Here is a 15,481-nt window from a genome sequence, read left to right as displayed (position 1 = left end):
GCGCCTCCCGGCTACTTGCCCGCGATCTGGTCGGCCGTATAGAAGCCGTCCTTGACCAGGATGTCCAGATTGTCGCGCGTCACCAGCGTGGGCGTGATCAGCAGGGAATTGACCTCGCCCTTGCCGTTGTCGAGCTTGGCGTTGAAGGCGGGCGTCTTGCCCTGCACCAGATCGACCGCCATGCGCGCGGCCGCCTCGGCGATGGCCTTGATCGGCTTGTACACCGTCATGGTCTGCGTTCCGGCGGCGACGCGGCGCACGCCGGCCAGGTCGGCGTCCTGGCCCGAGACCGCCACCTTGCCCGCCAGCTTCTGGCTTGCCAGGGCCTGGATCGCGCCGCCGGCGGTGCCGTCGTTGGAGGCGACGATGGCCTGGATGTCGTTGTCGTTCGCGTTCAGCGCGTTCTCGATGATGCTCTGCGCCTTGGACGGGTCCCATTCGGGCGTCCATTGCTCGCCCACGATGGTGATGTCGCCCTTGGCGACGAGCGGCTTGAGCACGTTCATCTGGCCTTCGCGGAACATGCGCGAGTTGTTGTCGGTGGCGGCGCCGCCAAGCAGGTAGTAGCGGCCCTTGGGCACCGCATCGACCATGCCCTTGGCCTGCATTTCGCCAACCTTGACGTTGTCGAAAGACACGTAGCCGTCCAGCGGCGCGCCCAGGATCAGGCGGTCGTAGGCGATGACCTTGATGCCGTTGCGGTGCGCCTTGGCGATGGCGCTGCCCAGCACCTTGGAATTGAACGGCACGATCACCAGCGCGTCCACGCCTTCGGCGATCAGGTTCTCGACCTGGGCGATCTGGCGCGATTCGCTGGCGTTGGCCGATTGCACGTTGACCTTGGCGCCCAGCGCGGTGGCGGCCTCGACGAAATAGTTGCGGTCGCGGGTCCAGCGCTCGACCCGCAGATCGTCGATGGAAAAGCCGATCATCGGAGCCTCCTTGCTGGCATGGGCGGCGTGGGCGGCGAACAGCGTGGCGGGCAACGCCAGCGCGCAGGCCAGCAGGCGGCGCAGGATTGGGGTCATGTCAGTCTCCTTGTGGCGCGATGCGCTCAGAATGTGATGCCGGTCTTCAGGCCTACGATGAAGGCGTCGTGGTTGGCGCTGGTGCCCCCAGGATGCCTGATGTACTGCAGATTGGGTCGCAGGTAAATGGAGGGGATCGGTGACCAGCTGTAATAGGCCTCGGCCACGTATTCATAGCCGTCGCCGACCTTGGTGCTGGTGCCCAGCCGCTGGTCCTGCTGGCGCACGTAGTCGGCGTAGCGGCCGTTGTTGTGGGTGGCGCCGACCGCCACGCCGATGACGTCGCGGGCCTGACCGAACGGCCCCTTGTATTGCAGCCCGAGCGCGATCTGGTGGTCCTGCGCCGCCGTGTCGCGGTCGGCCTGGGAGAAGTTCAGGAACACCGAGGCGCCACGGCCGCCGGCGGTGCCGCTAACCTGTTGCTCGAAGTTGATGTAGATGCCGTACTGGCCGTTGCGCTCGCGCGGCGCCAGGCCGGTTTCGCCGCGCGGGGCGTGGTTGACGTCCTGGTACAGGTCGGCGCCGTTGGAGGTGTTGTACCAGGCGCCGAACTTGTACGAGCCCGGCAGGCCGTTCCAGGCCGGCAGCCAGCCGAATTCCAGCGGAATCAGGGCGCCGGTGGTGCCATTGGGGTTGTCCAGTGACAGGCCGTGGCGGCGCGCGTAGCCGTCGTCGACATAGTTGGGGTTGACCTGGTAGACGCCGGCCTGCACGTAGGTCTGCTCGGACGTGCTGACTTTCAGGCGGGTGGCCCATTGGCTGGTGGGCCAGTTGACCCAGTAGCTGCCGACCAGGTTGCCGGGCTGTGCGCCGCAGAAGGTCAGATTCTGGAAGTCGCACGAGAAGCTGGCGAAATCCTCGCCCACGGTGAGGCGGCCGATCTTCCATTGCACCCGATTGTCCAGGAACGATTGGTTGAGCCAGAACTGCGTCATGTGCCAGGTCTGGCCGCGGCCATAGACCTCCTGGATCAGCATGTTGTTGCCGATGCCGGCGTCGGCGCCCAGGTTGCGGCCGTTACGGTCGGTGATGGTCATCTGGAAGGTGCCGCCGTGCCAGCCGAGCAGCTTGTCCAGGTCCATGGTGGCGCCGAACACCCATTGGTCGGTGTAGCGGGTCAGCTTGTCCTGGCCGCCGCTGAAATTGTGCGCGGCCTCGCCGGTGTAGCCCAGGTTCAGGGTGACGCCGCGTTCGGCCAGGCTGGTGCGCAGGCCGCCCCAGTCGCCGAACAGATAGGGCGTGGTCTGCAGATCGTAGGCCCGGGCGCTGGTGCCGGCGGTCAGCAGGCCTGCCAGGAGCAGCGTGGGCAGAAAGCGGTGTAGCGGGAATCGTTGAGGCCGGTAGCGGCGAGCCCGGAGGTGCGCGCCGGTGCCTGCCGCTGCCGGGAAGCAGGGAGGTGTTGCCATGACTCTGTCTCCTGTCGCCGCCCGTGCGCGAGGCCGTTGCGGCTTGTTTTTGGTGGTCCGGCAGGGGGCCGGCGAAGCTAGTGTCTGCAAAAATGACAGCGCTGTCAATTGCGATGAGGGTTAGGGATTGCCCGGGGTGAAACAGGGGCGCGCAGCGGTTTTTGGGAGTCAGGAGAGGGGCGGTCCGGCGCGGCCGCGTGGGGCCGCCCGGGTGTGGGGGCGGCGGGATTGGCCCGCCGCCGCGCCGGCCGTCAGTCGAGCTTGACGCCGGCTTCCTTGATCACGGCGCCCCAGCGCTGGATCTCGCTCTGGATGTAGGCGCCGTATTCCTGCGGAGTGGAACCGAGGGCCTGGGCGCCCTGGACCTTGAGCTGCTTTTGCATTTCGTCCGATTGCAGCGCGCGGCGGATCTCGGCGTTCAGCTTCTGCACCACCGGCTGCGGCGTGCCCGCGGGAACCACCACGCCTTGCCAGGCGCCCATCTCGAAGCCCGGCGCCACGGTTTCGGCGACCGTGGGCACGTCGGGCAATTGCGCGCTGCGTTCGCGGCTGGTGACCGCCAGCGCGCGCAGCTTGCCTTCGCGGATGAAGCCCAGCGAATCGTTGAGGGTGTTGGTCATCAGTTGCACCTGGCCGCCGACCAGGTCGGTCATGGCGGGCGCGCTGCCGCGATAGGGCACGTGCACCGCGTCGACCTGCAGCGAGCGCAGCAGCAGCAGGGCGCCCAGGTGCGTGACGTTGCCGGCGCCCGCCGAACCGTACGACAGCTTGCCGGGATGCTGGCGCGCGTATTCGACGAAGCCGCGCGCGTCCTGAACCGGCACCGAGGGATGCACCAGCAGCACCAGCGGGATCACCGCGGTGGAAGACACCGGCGCGAAGTCCTTGACCGGATCGAATGCCAGCGAGCGGTAGAGATTGGGACTGAGCGCGATCGACGAGGTGTTGTAGAGCACCGTGTAGCCGTCAGGCTTGGCCGCGGCCGCGTACTGCATGCCGATGTTGCCGTTGGCGCCGCCCTTGTTTTCCACCACCACGGTCTGGCCCAATTGGTCCGTCAGTTGCTTGGCCAGCACCCGCGCCACCAGGTCGGTGGGACCGCCGGGCGGGAACGGCACCACCATCGTGATCGGGCGTTCGGGCCAGGCGGCCCGGGCAGGGCCGGCGCCGGTGGCGCCGCCCAGCGCCAGCACGGCCAGGCTGGCCGCGAGCAATGCTTTTTTCATGGTTGTCTCCTTGCTTTGGTGGGTGGGGCCGCGGCCCCATGGCGGCGGCGTCCTCTGCGCGGGACGCCTGTCCGCCGCGCGCCGCGTCAGTCCGGCCGGCCGGCCAGCATGCGCGTCGCGGTGTAGGCCATCACGGGCTTGCCGTGCTGGTTGAAAACGTCGATGGTGGACGTGACCACCGCGCGGTTGTGCTGCGAGGTCGGGCGCACCCCGGTGACTTCGATGTCGGCCCAGATGGTGTCGCCGGCCACCACCGGCGCCAGCATCTTCTTGTGCACTTCCAGCAGCGCCAGCCCGGTGCCCTGCACCATGCCCTGCATGATCAGGCCTTCGATCAGGCCATAGGTCAGCGCGCCCGGGGCGGGACGGCCCTGGATCGCGCCATGCGCGTAGGTGGCGTCGATGAAGATCGTCTCCAGCATGCCGGTGGCGCTGATGAAGTTGACGATGTCGGTCTCGGTGACCGTGCGGCGGAAGGTGCGAAAGCGCTGGCCGACGGCGAGATCCTGCCAGTAATAGCCCTGGCCGAGCTGGGCGGGGGCGGTGCGGTCCTGGTTCATGCGGAGTCCTTGGAAGAGACGGGAAGGGCGCCGGCCTGCCGGGCGGCGTCGGTTTGCAGCAAGGCGTCGATGGCGGCGGGGGACAGGCCGGCCTGCGCCAGCACCTCGCGGGTGTGTTCCCCCAGGCGCGGCGGCATCGTGGGCGGCACCTGCGAGCGCTGCAGCCGCACCGGGTTGCGCGCAAAGCGATAGTGGTGGCCGGCGGGGCTTTGCAGCGGCTGGAAGAAATCCACGCTGCGCAGGTGCGGATCGGTCTCCAGGTCCTGCAGGCGGTTGACGCGGGCGGCCGGGATTTCCAGCCTTTCGCACAGCGCCAGCCAGTAGGCGGTGTCGCGCGCGGCGACGATGCCCGCCTGCAGTTCGTAGAGCGTTTCGATGTGGCGCGTGCGCGCGGCGATGTCGGCAAAGCGCGGATCGGCCGCCAGGTCGGGACGGCCGGCCGCCTCGAAGAAGCTGCGCCAATGGGCATCGGTGTACGGCATCAGGCAGACATGGCCGTCGGCGGTGCGGCAGGGGCGCCGCCACGGCGTCAGCACCCGGGGGTAGCCGGCTTCGCCGGGCGTGTCCGCAAGGTGCCGGCCGTAGTAGTGCTCGACCAGCACGTACGAGACCATGCTCTCGTACATCGGCACTTCCAGTTGCTGGCCCTGGCCGGTGCGTTCGCGCTGGAACAGCGCGGCCAGGATGGCGTGCGCGGCCACCAGTCCGCAGGTCTTGTCGGCCGCCACCGTCGGCAGGTAGCGCGGCGTGCCGGTCTGGCGATCGACCAGGTCGGCAAAGCCCGACAGGCCCTGGATGATGTCGTCGTAGGCCGGCCGGCCGTCGTAGGCGCCGCCCTCGCCAAAGCCATACAGGCCGGCGTACACCAGCCGCGGATTGCGCGCGCACAGCGTGGCGGGGTCCAGGCCCAGCGCCGCCATCTTGGCCGGCCGCATGCTGTGCATGAGCACGTCGGCGCCGTCCACCAGCGCCAGCAGCGCCTGGCGCGCCGCGGGCCGCTTCAGGTCCAGCACCACGCTGCGCTTGTTGCGGTTCAGGCCCAGGAAGATGGCGGCCAGCCCGGGCTCCTGCGCCGGGCCGGTGTTGCGGGTGGAGTCGCCGGCGGGCGCCTCGATCTTGACGACGTCGGCGCCGTAGTCGGCCAGGATCTGCGAGGCGTAGGGGCCGAACACCACGGAAGTCAGGTCCAGCACGCGCACGCCGCCCAGGGCGGCGTTTTGGGGGAGGGAAGCGGAGGTCATGGCGGGAATCCTATCGGCGTGGTCCATACCCGTCTAATATGGCTTCGGTATTGCTTGATATGGAATCCGTTATGACTATCGATCTACGGCAGTTGCGCCAGTTCGTCACCATCGCCGAGCTGGGCAGCTATCGCCGCGCCGCCGACACACTGCATATCGCGCAGCCCGCGTTGTCCGTGTCGATCCAGAAACTGGAGCACGCGGTTGGCGTGCCGCTGCTGGCGCGCGGCGCCCGGGGCGTGACGCTGACGCCGGCCGGCGAGGCGCTGATGGCTGATGCGCGGCGCGCGTTGTTCCACACCGAGCAGGCGCGCCAGGCCGCGCGTCGGGTGGCGTTGGGCGAATGGGGCACGCTGCGGCTGGGTTTCGTCGGCTCGGCCACGTACACGCTGCTGCCGCGCTGCCTGCCGGCTTTCCGCGCGCAGTACCCGGACGTGCAGCTGGAACTGCGCGAGGACAGCACCGTCGGGCTGGCGGCGATGCTGCGCGCCAACGATATCGACGCCGGCCTGGTGCGCGGGCCGCTGGCGGAGGATCCGGCCCTGGAGTCCTGGGTGGTCGAGCGCGACGACCTGATCCTGGCGGTGCCCGCCGGACATCCGTTGGCTGGTGCCAGGCCGGTCGAACTGGCCCGCGCCCGCGGCGAGAGTTTCGTGATGTATTCGCCGGCCAAGGTGCCGGGCCTGCACGGCGTGGCGCAGGCCTTGTGCCGCAAGGCGGGTTTTTCGCCGCGCATCAGCCAGGAAGCGATCCAGGTGCAGACGCTGGTCAGCCTGGTGGCCAGCGGCCTGGGGCTGGCGCTGGTGCCAGGCGTGACGCGCGCCTATTCGACGCCGCTGGTGGCATTCGTGCCGCTGGCCGATGCCGATGCGCGCGACGCCTTGTCGCTGTCGCTGGTGACGCACCGCGACACATCCTGCGCCTCGGTGCTGCGCCTGCGCGACAGCATGCTGGCGCAGATGGGCTGAGCGGGGCCGCGTCAGGCGGCTTCGCGGTCGAACAGCGCGGTGCGCAGGTAAGAGACCGCATCGCCGCCGTCGGCCAGCGCGTGCGCGCCGATGCGCGCGTGCCAGTGCGATTCCGAACCGGCGGCCAGCCGCCATTCGCGCAGCCGGCGCGTGTACAGCTGCAGATCGTATTCCTCGGTGACGCCGATGGCGCCATGGACCGCATGGGCGATGTCGGCCACGCGCGCGACCGCCAGGCTGGCGCGCGCCTTGCCGAGCGCGGCCAGCAAGGGTTGCGGCAGGCCGTCGCGGCCCTGGAACGCCAGTTGCGCCGCCATGCGCGCGGCCCAGACCTGCTCGGCCATGACGCTGATCTGCTGCTGCACCGCCTGGAAGCGGCCTATGGGCTTGCCGAACTGCTGGCGCTGGTTGGCGTAGTCCAGCGTCATGGCCAGCACCCGGTCCATGGCGCCGGCGATCAGGCCGGCGCAGGCGGCGGCGGCCAATTCGTCCAGGCCCGGCAGGGCGGGGGCCGCGTCGATGCGCTCGCCATCGTCGAGCGACCAGCGCGCCGGCGCGTCCAGGCTGCCGTGCACGCCGCTGGGTTCGATCGTGGCGGCCCGCGCCGGCAGCAGCCAGATCTGTTCACCGATGCGCGCCAGCACGGCATCGGCGCTGCGGATCCAGGGCACATTGGCGCCCGTGGCCTGGCGCCCGGATGCCAGCCAGCCATGCGGCGCCAGCGCGATCGAGCCGGTGGCGGGCGCATGCCCGGCCCGGGCCAGCCACGCGCGCGCCAGCAGCGTGTCGACGAAGGGGTAGGGGCACAGGTGACGGCCGGCGGCGGTGGCCAGCGGCAGCGTGTCGGCCAATGCCAGGCCGGCCCCGCCACGGGATTCCGGCACCAGCGCATCGGCGAAACCGGCGGCTTCGCAGGCCTGCCAGGCTTGCGCGGGCGCCTGGCCCTGTTCGGCCTGGCGGATCATGGCCGGTGTGCAGGTCTGCGCGAACAGGCGCTCGGCGGCATCGCCAAAAATCGAGTCCATGCTGGGTTCCTATCGAAGGCCGAGGCCGCGCGCGATGATGCCGCGCAAAATTTCACGGGTGCCGCCGCGCAGCGAGAAAGTGGGGGCCACCTGTTCCAGGTAGGCCAGCGTGCGCAGCAGCGGCAGGGGGGGTGGCCGTTCGGGCCGGCGGCCCAGCGCATCGGCGATCAGGCGCGGGATGTCCTGCTCCAGCTCAGTGCCAAGGTCCTTCACCAGGGCGGCCTCGATGGCCGGGCTCTGGCCCGCGGCCAGTTTGCCCGCCACCGCCAATGACAGGGCGCGCAACACGGCCATCTGCGACAGGATGGCGCCCAACAGGGCGTGGTCGGCGGCGTCGAGCCCGGCGTCGTCGCGGCCATGCGCCAGCCAGCATTGCAGCAGCGCGATGCTGGAGTACAGGCGTTCCGGCCCGCTACGCTCGAACGCCAGTTCGGCGTTGACCTGGGCCCAGCCCGCGCCCTCCTGGCCGATGAGCGCGTCCGGCGCCAGTTCGACGTTGTCGAAGAACACTTCGGAAAAATGCGCGTCGCCCGCCAGATCCTTGATCGGCCGGATCGACACGCCCGGCAGCGACAGGTCGACGATGAGTTGCGACAGGCCCTGGTGGCGGTCCTGCGGCGTGCCCGAGGTACGGGCCAGCGCGATCATGTAGTGCGAGCGGTGCGCGTTGGTGGTCCAGACCTTGCTGCCGTTCAGGCGCCAGCCGCCCGCCACGGGTTCGGCGCGGGTGCGGATGCTGGCCAGGTCGGAACCCGAGCCGGGTTCGCTCATGCCGATGCAGAAGAAGGCCTCGGCGCGGCAGATGCGCGGCAGGTAGAAGGCCTTCTGCGCCGGCGTGCCAAGCTTGAGGATCAACGGCGCGCTCTGGCGGTCGGCGATCCAGTGCGCCGACACCGGCGCGCCCGCGCCCAGCAATTCCTCTGACAGCACGAAGCGCGCGAAATGGCCGCGTTCGGCGCCGCCGTATTCGCGCGGCAGCGTCAGCCCGAGCCAGCCGCGTTCGGCCAGCTGGCGGCTGAAGCCCGCGTCGTAGCCCATCCAGGAGCGGGCGCGTTCGTCGGGCTCCAGCCCATCGAGGGCCTCGGCGAGAAAATCGCGCACTTCGGCGCGCAGCGCCTCGTCCTGCGGGGGAATGGCGGTCAGTTCCAGCGTTTCGATCATGGGCGGGTCCGGTCTGGCGGGCGCCGGGGGCGGCGCGCTGCCGGCCACTATCGGCGAGCCGCGCGCGGGCTGTCCAATAGTAAATTCTTGCCTGGCGATAAGGATCGGATATCGGACCGGGACCGCGCGGCGGCGCGAGTATGATGAAGGGATCACCAGGAGGAAACCCATCATGAAGGAAGTCATCGTCGCATCCGCCGTCCGTACCGCCATCGGCGATTTCGGCGGCGCGCTCAAGGACGTGCCGCCCTGCGACCTGGGCACGGCCGTCATCAAGGCCGCGCTGGAACGCGCCGGCGTCAAGGGCGACGAAGTCGGCCACGTCGCCGTCGGCCACGTCATCAATACCGAGCCGCGCGACATGTACCTGTCGCGCGTGGCCGCCATGAACGCCGGCATCGCCAAGGAAACCCCGGCCTTCAACGTCAACCGCCTGTGCGGCTCCGGCCTGCAGGCCATCGTGTCGGCGGCGCAGACCATTCTGCTGGGCGATGCCGACATCGCCATCGGCGCGGGCGCCGAGAGCATGAGCCGCGCTCCCTACATCGCGCCGGCGCAGCGCTGGGGCGCGCGCATGGGCGACAGCATCATGCAGGACATGATGACCGGCGCCCTGTCCGATCCGTTCGGCCGCATGCACATGGGCGTGACCGCCGAGAACGTCGCTGCCCAGTTCGGCATCAGCCGCCAGGACCAGGACGCGCTGGCGGCCGAGTCGCACCGCCGCGCCGCCAACGCCATCGAGGCCGGCCATTTCCGCGACCAGATCGTGCCGATCGTGCAGAAGACGCGCAAGGGCGAAGTGGTGTTCGACACCGACGAGCACGTGCGCCGCGACGTCACGGCCGAGAGCCTGGCCGCGCTCAAGCCGGTGTTCCAGAAGGAAAACGGCACCGTCACGGCCGGCAACGCTTCGGGCCTGAACGACGGCGCCGGCGCGCTGGTGCTGATGAACGCGTCGGTGGCGGCCAAGCGCGGCGTCAAGCCGCTGGCGCGCCTGGTGGCCTACGCGCACGCCGGGGTCGACCCGACCATCATGGGCATCGGCCCGGTGCCGGCCACGCAGGCCGCGCTCAAGCGCGCCGGCCTGACCGTGGACCAGCTGGACGTGATCGAGGCCAACGAGGCCTTCGCCGCCCAGGCCTGCGCCGTGACGCGCGAATTGAAGCTGGATCCGGCCAAGGTCAACCCCAACGGCAGCGGCATCGGCCTGGGCCATCCGATCGGCGCGACCGGCGCCATCATCACCGTCAAGGCGCTGCATGAACTGCAGCGCGTGCAGGGCCGCTACGCGCTGGTGACCATGTGCATCGGCGGCGGCCAGGGCATCGCCGCGATCTTCGAGCGCATCTGAGCGGCGCTTCATCGATGCGCCATTGACGGCGCATTCTCGTGCGCAGGGGCGGGCCGCAACGGTCCGCCCGCGCCGGACTCACCACGCTTGTCGGTCCGCTTTCCGGTCGCATGGCGCCCATGGCGCGGACAGCGACGGGCGCCGGGCCTACAATCGCGCCCATGTACAAATCCAAATTCCCCTCCGAACTGGACCAGCCGACCCTGTCCGAAGTGGATGGCGTGCGCTATCTGCACTTCAACACCGAATGGGTCCAGGGCGCGATGCACATCAAGAATCCGTCAGACCTGGTGCTGGAATACACCAGCCAGATGATGGCCTGGCTGCTGTTCCTGGAGCCGCCCAAAGACGAAGCCATCGGCATGTTCGGCCTGGGCGCGGGCTCGCTGGCGCGCTTTTGCGCCAGGCACACGCGCGCGCCGCTGCTGGCGGTGGAATGGAATCCGCGCGTCACCGCCGCCTGCCACATGTTCTTTCGCCTGCCCGGCGAGAACCGCCTGCGGGTCGAGCACGCCGACGCCGCTGAATGGGCCGCCGACCCGCTCAACGCCGGCCGCTGCCCGGTGCTGATGGTCGACCTGTACGATGCGTCGGCCCAGGGGCCAGTGCGCGACAGCGTCAAGTTCTACCGTGATTGCCGCCGCGTGCTGGGTGAAGTCGGGGTGCTGGCGGTGAACCTGTTCGGCCGCCACGAGAGTTTCGGCAAGAACATCGACAACCTGTCCAAGGCCTTCGATGACCGTGTGGTGCTGCTGCCCGAGATCGATGCGGGCAACCAGATCGTGCTGGCGTTTTCCGGCCCGCGCCTGGCGGTCACGCCAGCCGAATTGCTGGCGCGGGCCGAGGCGGTCGAGTCCCGGTACGGCTTGCCGGCGCGCCGCTGGGCGCGTTCACTGACCCGCCACGCGGTGGACGGCATTCTGCATTTTTAGGGGCGGGGTTAGGGCAAGTCCTTACAACATCGGACTGGTCCGTTTCTACAGACCGGAGATATGATGGCCTTATTCATAATTATGAATTACGGCGCTGTCAGGCCGTCTGCCCATGACCTCACCCATCGTCCGGCAAGCCTTGTACCTGGAAGTCGCGGATCGCCTGCGCGGCATGATCCATGCGCGCGCGCTGCGCAACGGCGAATGGATCGATGAACTGCGGCTGGCCGGCGAACTGGGTATCTCGCGCACGCCGCTGCGCGAGGCGCTCAAGGTGCTGGCCACCGAGGGCCTGGTGCGGCTGGAGCCGCGCCGCGGCTGCTTCGTCAATGAGCTGTCGGCGCAGGATCTGGAAGACATCTTCCCCCTGATGGCGATGCTGGAAGGCCGTTGCGCCCACGAGGCCGCGTGCAAGGCGTCGGACGCGCAACTGGCCGCGCTGGCGCCGCTGCACGAAGCGCTGGCGGGTCATGCCGCCGCCGGCCGCATCGACGCCTACTATCAGACCAATTACCTGATCCACGAAGCGGTGCAGGCGCTGGCCGGCAACCAATGGCTGGTCGACATGGTCGGCAACCTGCGCAAGGTGCTGAGCCTGTCGCGCCACCGCAGCCTGGCCTGGCCGGGCCGCATCCAGGAGTCCTGCGCCGAGCACCTGGCCATCTTCGAGGCCCTCAAGGCTCGCGACTCCGAACGCGCCGAGGCATTGGCGCGCCATCACCTGATGCGCCAGCTCGAGGTGCTGCGCGCGTTGGCCGCCGAGGACGACGCGCCGCCGCTTTCCGATCTTCCCGTAGCCGAGGAACCCGCCCATGAACGCACCCGCCAATCTCGCGCCCGCGCGCGGCGCACGCACGCCTGACGCCGAACCGGCCGACACGGCCGCCACGGAGGCCGGCGACAGCCTGATCACGCGCCTGGGGCGCCTGTGGGAACGCGGCCGCCTGCCCAGCGAATCCGAGGTGCGGCGGCTGTTCGAGGCGCGCCTGACCGACGTGGCCGCCAACAAGCTGGCGCGGCGCTGGTGCGAACTCTACGGCGCCGCCGACGGCAAGGACCGGCGCCTGATGCTGGCCGCGCTGGCGCAGGTGCGCGGCACTTTCGCCGCCGATGCCGGCGAGGGCGCGCGCCTGTTCAAGCGTTTCAACGCGCTGCCGCTGGGCCTGCGCTTCCTGGTCGAGCTGCGCGCCGACATGCTGCGCTGGCGCAAGCAGGTGGCCGGCATCCAGGCGCTGGACAAGGACCTCGAAGGCCTGCTGTCGGCCTGGTTCGACGTCGGCCTGCTGGAATTGCGGCCGCTGACCTGGGATTCGCCAGCCTCGCTGTTGGAAAAACTGATCATCTACGAGGCCGTGCACGAGATCCAGTCGTGGGACGACCTGCGCCACCGCGTGGCGCCGGACCGCCGCTGCTATGCCTACTTCCATCCGCAATTGCCGGACGTGCCGCTGATCTTCGTCGAGGTGGCCTTTGCCGGCAGCATGGCCGACAACGTGCAGGCGCTGCTGGACAGCGCCGCGCCGCGGCAGGACCTGGACAAGGCGCGCTGGGCGATCTTCTATTCCATTTCCAATACCCAGCCGGGCCTGAAGGGCATCAGCTTCGGCAACTTCCTGCTCAAGCGCGTGGTCGAGCAATTGCTGGAAGAACTGCCCAAGCTCAAGTCGTTCGCCACGCTGTCGCCGATCCCGGGGTTCGCCGATTGGCTCGGCAAGCTGGACGCCGACGCGGTCGAGGCCATCGTGCGCGAGGACAAGTCGCGCGCCAAGGCGCGCCAGCGCGCCGGCGTGCCGGACGGCCAGCGCTGGGTGGCGCGGCTGGCGCGCGCGGCGCTGGCCAGGAAGGCGCCCGACGTCGTCAAGCGCGCCGGCTTGCGCCTGGCCGCGCACTATCTGCAGGCCATGAAGAACGGCCTGCCGCTGGACCCCGTGGCGCGCTTCCACCTGGGCAACGGCGCGCGCATCGAGCGCCTGAACTGGGCGGCGGACACCTCGGCCAAGGGGCTCAAGCAGTCCTGCGGCCTGATGGTCAATTACCTGTACGACCTGGATGAACTGGACGGCAACCTGGCGCGACTGCACGAAGGCAAGCCGCAGGTCAGCCGCAGTGTGGGGCGCGCGGCCTGACCGGCGGCGCGCCGCGATCCATTAAAAAAATACATCATCAGCGAGGGGACATGACGGACAACACGGCAGGCCGCGTGCTGTTGCAGCGCGACGGGCGACTGGCCCGCGTGACGCTGTCGCATCCGGGGCGCCTGAATGCGATCACCGTGGGCATGTGGCGCGAACTGCGCGACGTGTTCACGCGCATCGCCGCGGACGACGACGTGCGTTGCGTGATCGTGCGCGGCGAGGGCGGCAATTTCGCGGCCGGCGCGGACATCCGCGAATTCCCGGCCGAACGCGCCGACGCCGCCGGGGTGCAGCGCTACCACCGCGAGGTGCTGGCGCCGGCCTTGCAGGCCGTGGCGCAGTGCCCGCATCCGGTGGTGGCGCAGATCGAAGGCGTATGCGTCGGCGGCGGGCTGGAGATCGCCTGCCAGTGCGATCTGCGCATCGCCGGCGAATCGGCGCGTTTCGGCGTGCCGATCAACCGCCTCGGTTTTCCCATGGCGCCCGATGAAATGCGCGGCTTGCTCGCGCTGGCGGGCCGCGCGGCCACGCTGGCCATCCTGCTCGAAGGCCGCGTGTTCGGCGCCGCCGAGGCGCGCGACCTGGGCCTGTTGACGCGCATCGTGGCCGACGCCGACGTGGCCGCGCAGGCCCTGCGCAGCGCCGAGCGCATCTGCCAGGGCGCGCCGCTGGCCGCGCGCATCAACAAGCGCCTGTCCGCCCGACTGGCGCAGGGCGGCGCCTTGACCGAAGCCGAATACCAGGATTATTTCTCCTACGCCGACAGCCGGGACCACAAGGAGGGCGTGCGCGCTTTCCTGGCCGGCGTAGACCCCCACTTTTCCGGAGACTGAAAACGGTGAGCAACGCCAATCTATACGCTGTGCTGGAGGGCGGCTTCCCCGCCGATCGCAAACAGGTCGCGCTCGAGACGCCCGAGCTGGCCTACACCTGGGACGACATCGACCGCGCCACGGCCTGCCTGGCCAACCTGCTGAATTCGCTCGAGCTGCCCCAGGGCGCGCGGGTCGCGGTGCAGGTCGAGAAATCGCCCGAGGCGCTGCTGCTGTACCTGGCCACGCTGCGCGCCGGCCTGGTGTACCTGCCGCTTAACACCGCCTATCGCGAAGCCGAGATCGAATACTTCCTGGGCAACGCCGAGCCGGCCGTGGTGGTCTGCGCCAGCAAGAACCGCGACTGGGTCCAGCGCGCCGCCGACAAGGCCGGCTGCGCCCATGTCTACACGCTCGACGAAGACCGCACCGGCACCTTGCTGGATGCCGCCGGCGGCTTGTCGCAGCGCTTCAAGACCGTCAAGCGCAAGCCGGACGACCTGGCCGCGATTCTCTACACGTCCGGCACCACCGGCCGCAGCAAGGGCGCGATGCTGTCGCACGGCAACCTGGCGTCCAACGCGCAGGTGCTGCACAAGTACTGGGGCTGGCGCTCGGACGACGTGCTGCTGCACATGCTGCCGATCTTCCACGTGCACGGCCTGTTCGTGGCCTCGCACGGCGCGTTGCTGGCCGGCGCGAAGATGATCTGGCTGCCCAAGCTGGACGCCGACCAGGCGCTGCGCTACCTGCCGCAAAGCACCGTGATGATGGGCGTGCCGACCTACTACGTGCGGCTGCTCGCCGACAAGCGCTTTAACCGCGAGGTCTGCGCCAACATGCGCCTGTTCATCTCGGGGTCGGCGCCACTGCTGTCCGAGACCTTCAACGACTTCCGCGACCGCAGCGGCCACGCCATCCTGGAACGCTACGGCATGAGCGAGACCGTCATGCTGACCTCCAATCCCTACGACGCGGCCGACGGCGAGCGCCTGGCCGGCACCGTGGGCCGCGCCCTGCCGGGCGTGCAGGTGCGCGTGGTGGACGACGCTGGCATCGCGCTGGCGCCGGGCGAGATCGGCAACGTGCAGGTGCGCGGGCCCAACGTGTTCTCGGGCTACTGGCGCATGCCGGAAAAGACCCGCGAGGAATTCACCCAGGATGGCTGGTTCAAGACCGGCGACGTGGGCCGCTGGGGTGGTGAATCCGCCGGCCGCGACGTGCCCGCCGACTACCTGTCGATCGTCGGACGCAGCAAGGACCTGATCATCTCAGGCGGCTTCAACGTCTATCCGAAAGAGATCGAGACGCTGATCGACGACATGCCGGGCGTGGCCGAATCGGCCGTGATTGGCGTGCCGCACGCCGACTTCGGCGAAGCCGTGGTGGCGGTGGTGGTGCCCAAGGACGGCGTGTCGCTGGATGCCGCCGCGATGCAGGCCGAGCTGAAGGCGCGCATCGCCAACTTCAAGGTGCCCAAGCGCGTGCACATCGTCGACCAATTGCCACGCAACACCATGGGCAAGGTGCAGAAGAACGTGCTGCGCGAAACCTATCAGGCGCTGTAGCGCCGCCATGCCGGGCCGGCCCAGCGGGGCCGGCCATTTTTTTCCCAAGGAGCCCGATCCCTTCC

Annotated in this window: 14 protein-coding genes; 7 read left to right on the top strand and 7 right to left on the bottom strand. The window is 69.4% G+C overall.

Going from position 1 to position 15,481, the window contains the following annotated elements:
- Positions 1–11 precede the first annotated feature (11 nt).
- From xylF to AC6CR5_RS13355, 5 genes are all read right to left on the bottom strand, one after another.
- Positions 12–1,028 (bottom strand): D-xylose ABC transporter substrate-binding protein, encoded by a 1,017-nt coding sequence (xylF, locus tag AC6CR5_RS13375; protein ID WP_498085707.1) that lies wholly within the window; start codon positions 1,026–1,028, stop codon positions 12–14.
- A 26-nt stretch (positions 1,029–1,054) separates the two neighbouring features.
- Positions 1,055–2,434, bottom strand: coding sequence for a carbohydrate porin (locus AC6CR5_RS13370; protein WP_047991576.1), 1,380 nt, complete (start codon positions 2,432–2,434; stop codon positions 1,055–1,057).
- Positions 2,435–2,685: 251 nt separating this feature from the next.
- Complete coding sequence (locus AC6CR5_RS13365; protein ID WP_020929054.1) at positions 2,686–3,660, bottom strand: Bug family tripartite tricarboxylate transporter substrate binding protein; 975 nt, start codon at positions 3,658–3,660, stop codon at positions 2,686–2,688.
- Between the two features lie 86 nt (positions 3,661–3,746).
- A complete protein-coding gene (locus tag AC6CR5_RS13360; RefSeq protein ID WP_024069995.1) occupies positions 3,747–4,220 on the bottom strand; it encodes a MaoC family dehydratase in 474 nt (157 codons plus the stop codon).
- The gene (locus tag AC6CR5_RS13355) at positions 4,217–5,461 is read right to left on the bottom strand and encodes a CaiB/BaiF CoA transferase family protein (protein ID WP_498085706.1); all 1,245 of its coding nucleotides are present in this window, start codon (positions 5,459–5,461) and stop codon (positions 4,217–4,219) included. The genes AC6CR5_RS13360 and AC6CR5_RS13355 overlap by 4 nt, the downstream gene beginning before the upstream one ends.
- Positions 5,462–5,532: 71 nt before the next feature.
- Here AC6CR5_RS13355 and AC6CR5_RS13350 point away from each other — a divergent pair, with 71 nt between their 5' ends.
- The gene (locus AC6CR5_RS13350; protein WP_498085705.1) at positions 5,533–6,429 is read left to right on the top strand and encodes a LysR family transcriptional regulator; all 897 of its coding nucleotides are present in this window, start codon (positions 5,533–5,535) and stop codon (positions 6,427–6,429) included.
- A gap of 11 nt (positions 6,430–6,440) precedes the next feature.
- Here the strand turns inward: AC6CR5_RS13350 and AC6CR5_RS13345 are convergent, their stop codons facing one another.
- Together AC6CR5_RS13345 and AC6CR5_RS13340 are read right to left on the bottom strand one after the other, a co-directional pair.
- Complete coding sequence (locus tag AC6CR5_RS13345; protein ID WP_047991573.1) at positions 6,441–7,454, bottom strand: acyl-CoA dehydrogenase family protein; 1,014 nt, start codon at positions 7,452–7,454, stop codon at positions 6,441–6,443.
- A gap of 9 nt (positions 7,455–7,463) precedes the next feature.
- Complete coding sequence (locus AC6CR5_RS13340; protein ID WP_026384201.1) at positions 7,464–8,615, bottom strand: acyl-CoA dehydrogenase family protein; 1,152 nt, start codon at positions 8,613–8,615, stop codon at positions 7,464–7,466.
- A 172-nt stretch (positions 8,616–8,787) separates the two neighbouring features.
- Between AC6CR5_RS13340 and bktB the strand changes: the two genes are divergently transcribed.
- The 6 genes from bktB (at position 8,788) to AC6CR5_RS13310 (ending at position 15,416) form a co-directional block, all read left to right on the top strand.
- Positions 8,788–9,969, top strand: coding sequence for a beta-ketothiolase BktB (gene bktB, locus AC6CR5_RS13335; protein ID WP_047991572.1), 1,182 nt, complete (start codon positions 8,788–8,790; stop codon positions 9,967–9,969).
- Positions 9,970–10,130: 161 nt separating this feature from the next.
- On the top strand, positions 10,131–10,901 hold the full coding sequence (locus AC6CR5_RS13330; RefSeq protein ID WP_026384199.1) for a class I SAM-dependent methyltransferase: 771 nt from the start codon (positions 10,131–10,133) through the stop codon (positions 10,899–10,901).
- 112 nt (positions 10,902–11,013) lie between these two features.
- A complete protein-coding gene (locus tag AC6CR5_RS13325) occupies positions 11,014–11,763 on the top strand; it encodes a GntR family transcriptional regulator (protein ID WP_498085704.1) in 750 nt (249 codons plus the stop codon).
- Positions 11,714–13,027: a malonyl-CoA decarboxylase domain-containing protein gene (locus tag AC6CR5_RS13320; RefSeq protein WP_038504241.1), complete on the top strand. Its 1,314-nt coding sequence runs from the start codon at positions 11,714–11,716 to the stop codon at positions 13,025–13,027. Before AC6CR5_RS13325 ends, AC6CR5_RS13320 begins: the two co-directional genes overlap by 50 nt.
- 50 nt (positions 13,028–13,077) lie before the next feature.
- Complete coding sequence (locus AC6CR5_RS13315; protein ID WP_024069987.1) at positions 13,078–13,869, top strand: enoyl-CoA hydratase/isomerase family protein; 792 nt, start codon at positions 13,078–13,080, stop codon at positions 13,867–13,869.
- 5 nt (positions 13,870–13,874) lie between these two features.
- Entirely contained in the window at positions 13,875–15,416 is a 1,542-nt protein-coding gene (locus AC6CR5_RS13310; protein WP_498085703.1) for a malonate--CoA ligase, read from the top strand.
- Positions 15,417–15,481 lie beyond the last annotated feature (65 nt).

The organism is Achromobacter sp. EG18, from assembly GCF_059759395.1.
The sequence above is the reverse complement of the archived record's forward strand: the minus strand, read 5'-3'. Positions and strand labels throughout refer to the sequence as shown.

Coding starts and splice junctions, on each gene's coding strand:
- xylF (WP_498085707.1), bottom strand. CDS start 1,028: ATGACCCCAATCCTGCGCCGCCTGCTGGCCTGCGCGCTGGCGTTGCCC.
- AC6CR5_RS13370 (WP_047991576.1), bottom strand. CDS start 2,434: ATGGCAACACCTCCCTGCTTCCCGGCAGCGGCAGGCACCGGCGCGCAC.
- AC6CR5_RS13365 (WP_020929054.1), bottom strand. CDS start 3,660: ATGAAAAAAGCATTGCTCGCGGCCAGCCTGGCCGTGCTGGCGCTGGGC.
- AC6CR5_RS13360 (WP_024069995.1), bottom strand. CDS start 4,220: ATGAACCAGGACCGCACCGCCCCCGCCCAGCTCGGCCAGGGCTATTAC.
- AC6CR5_RS13355 (WP_498085706.1), bottom strand. CDS start 5,461: ATGACCTCCGCTTCCCTCCCCCAAAACGCCGCCCTGGGCGGCGTGCGC.
- AC6CR5_RS13350 (WP_498085705.1), top strand. CDS start 5,533: ATGACTATCGATCTACGGCAGTTGCGCCAGTTCGTCACCATCGCCGAG.
- AC6CR5_RS13345 (WP_047991573.1), bottom strand. CDS start 7,454: ATGGACTCGATTTTTGGCGATGCCGCCGAGCGCCTGTTCGCGCAGACC.
- AC6CR5_RS13340 (WP_026384201.1), bottom strand. CDS start 8,615: ATGATCGAAACGCTGGAACTGACCGCCATTCCCCCGCAGGACGAGGCG.
- bktB (WP_047991572.1), top strand. CDS start 8,788: ATGAAGGAAGTCATCGTCGCATCCGCCGTCCGTACCGCCATCGGCGAT.
- AC6CR5_RS13330 (WP_026384199.1), top strand. CDS start 10,131: ATGTACAAATCCAAATTCCCCTCCGAACTGGACCAGCCGACCCTGTCC.
- AC6CR5_RS13325 (WP_498085704.1), top strand. CDS start 11,014: ATGACCTCACCCATCGTCCGGCAAGCCTTGTACCTGGAAGTCGCGGAT.
- AC6CR5_RS13320 (WP_038504241.1), top strand. CDS start 11,714: ATGAACGCACCCGCCAATCTCGCGCCCGCGCGCGGCGCACGCACGCCT.
- AC6CR5_RS13315 (WP_024069987.1), top strand. CDS start 13,078: ATGACGGACAACACGGCAGGCCGCGTGCTGTTGCAGCGCGACGGGCGA.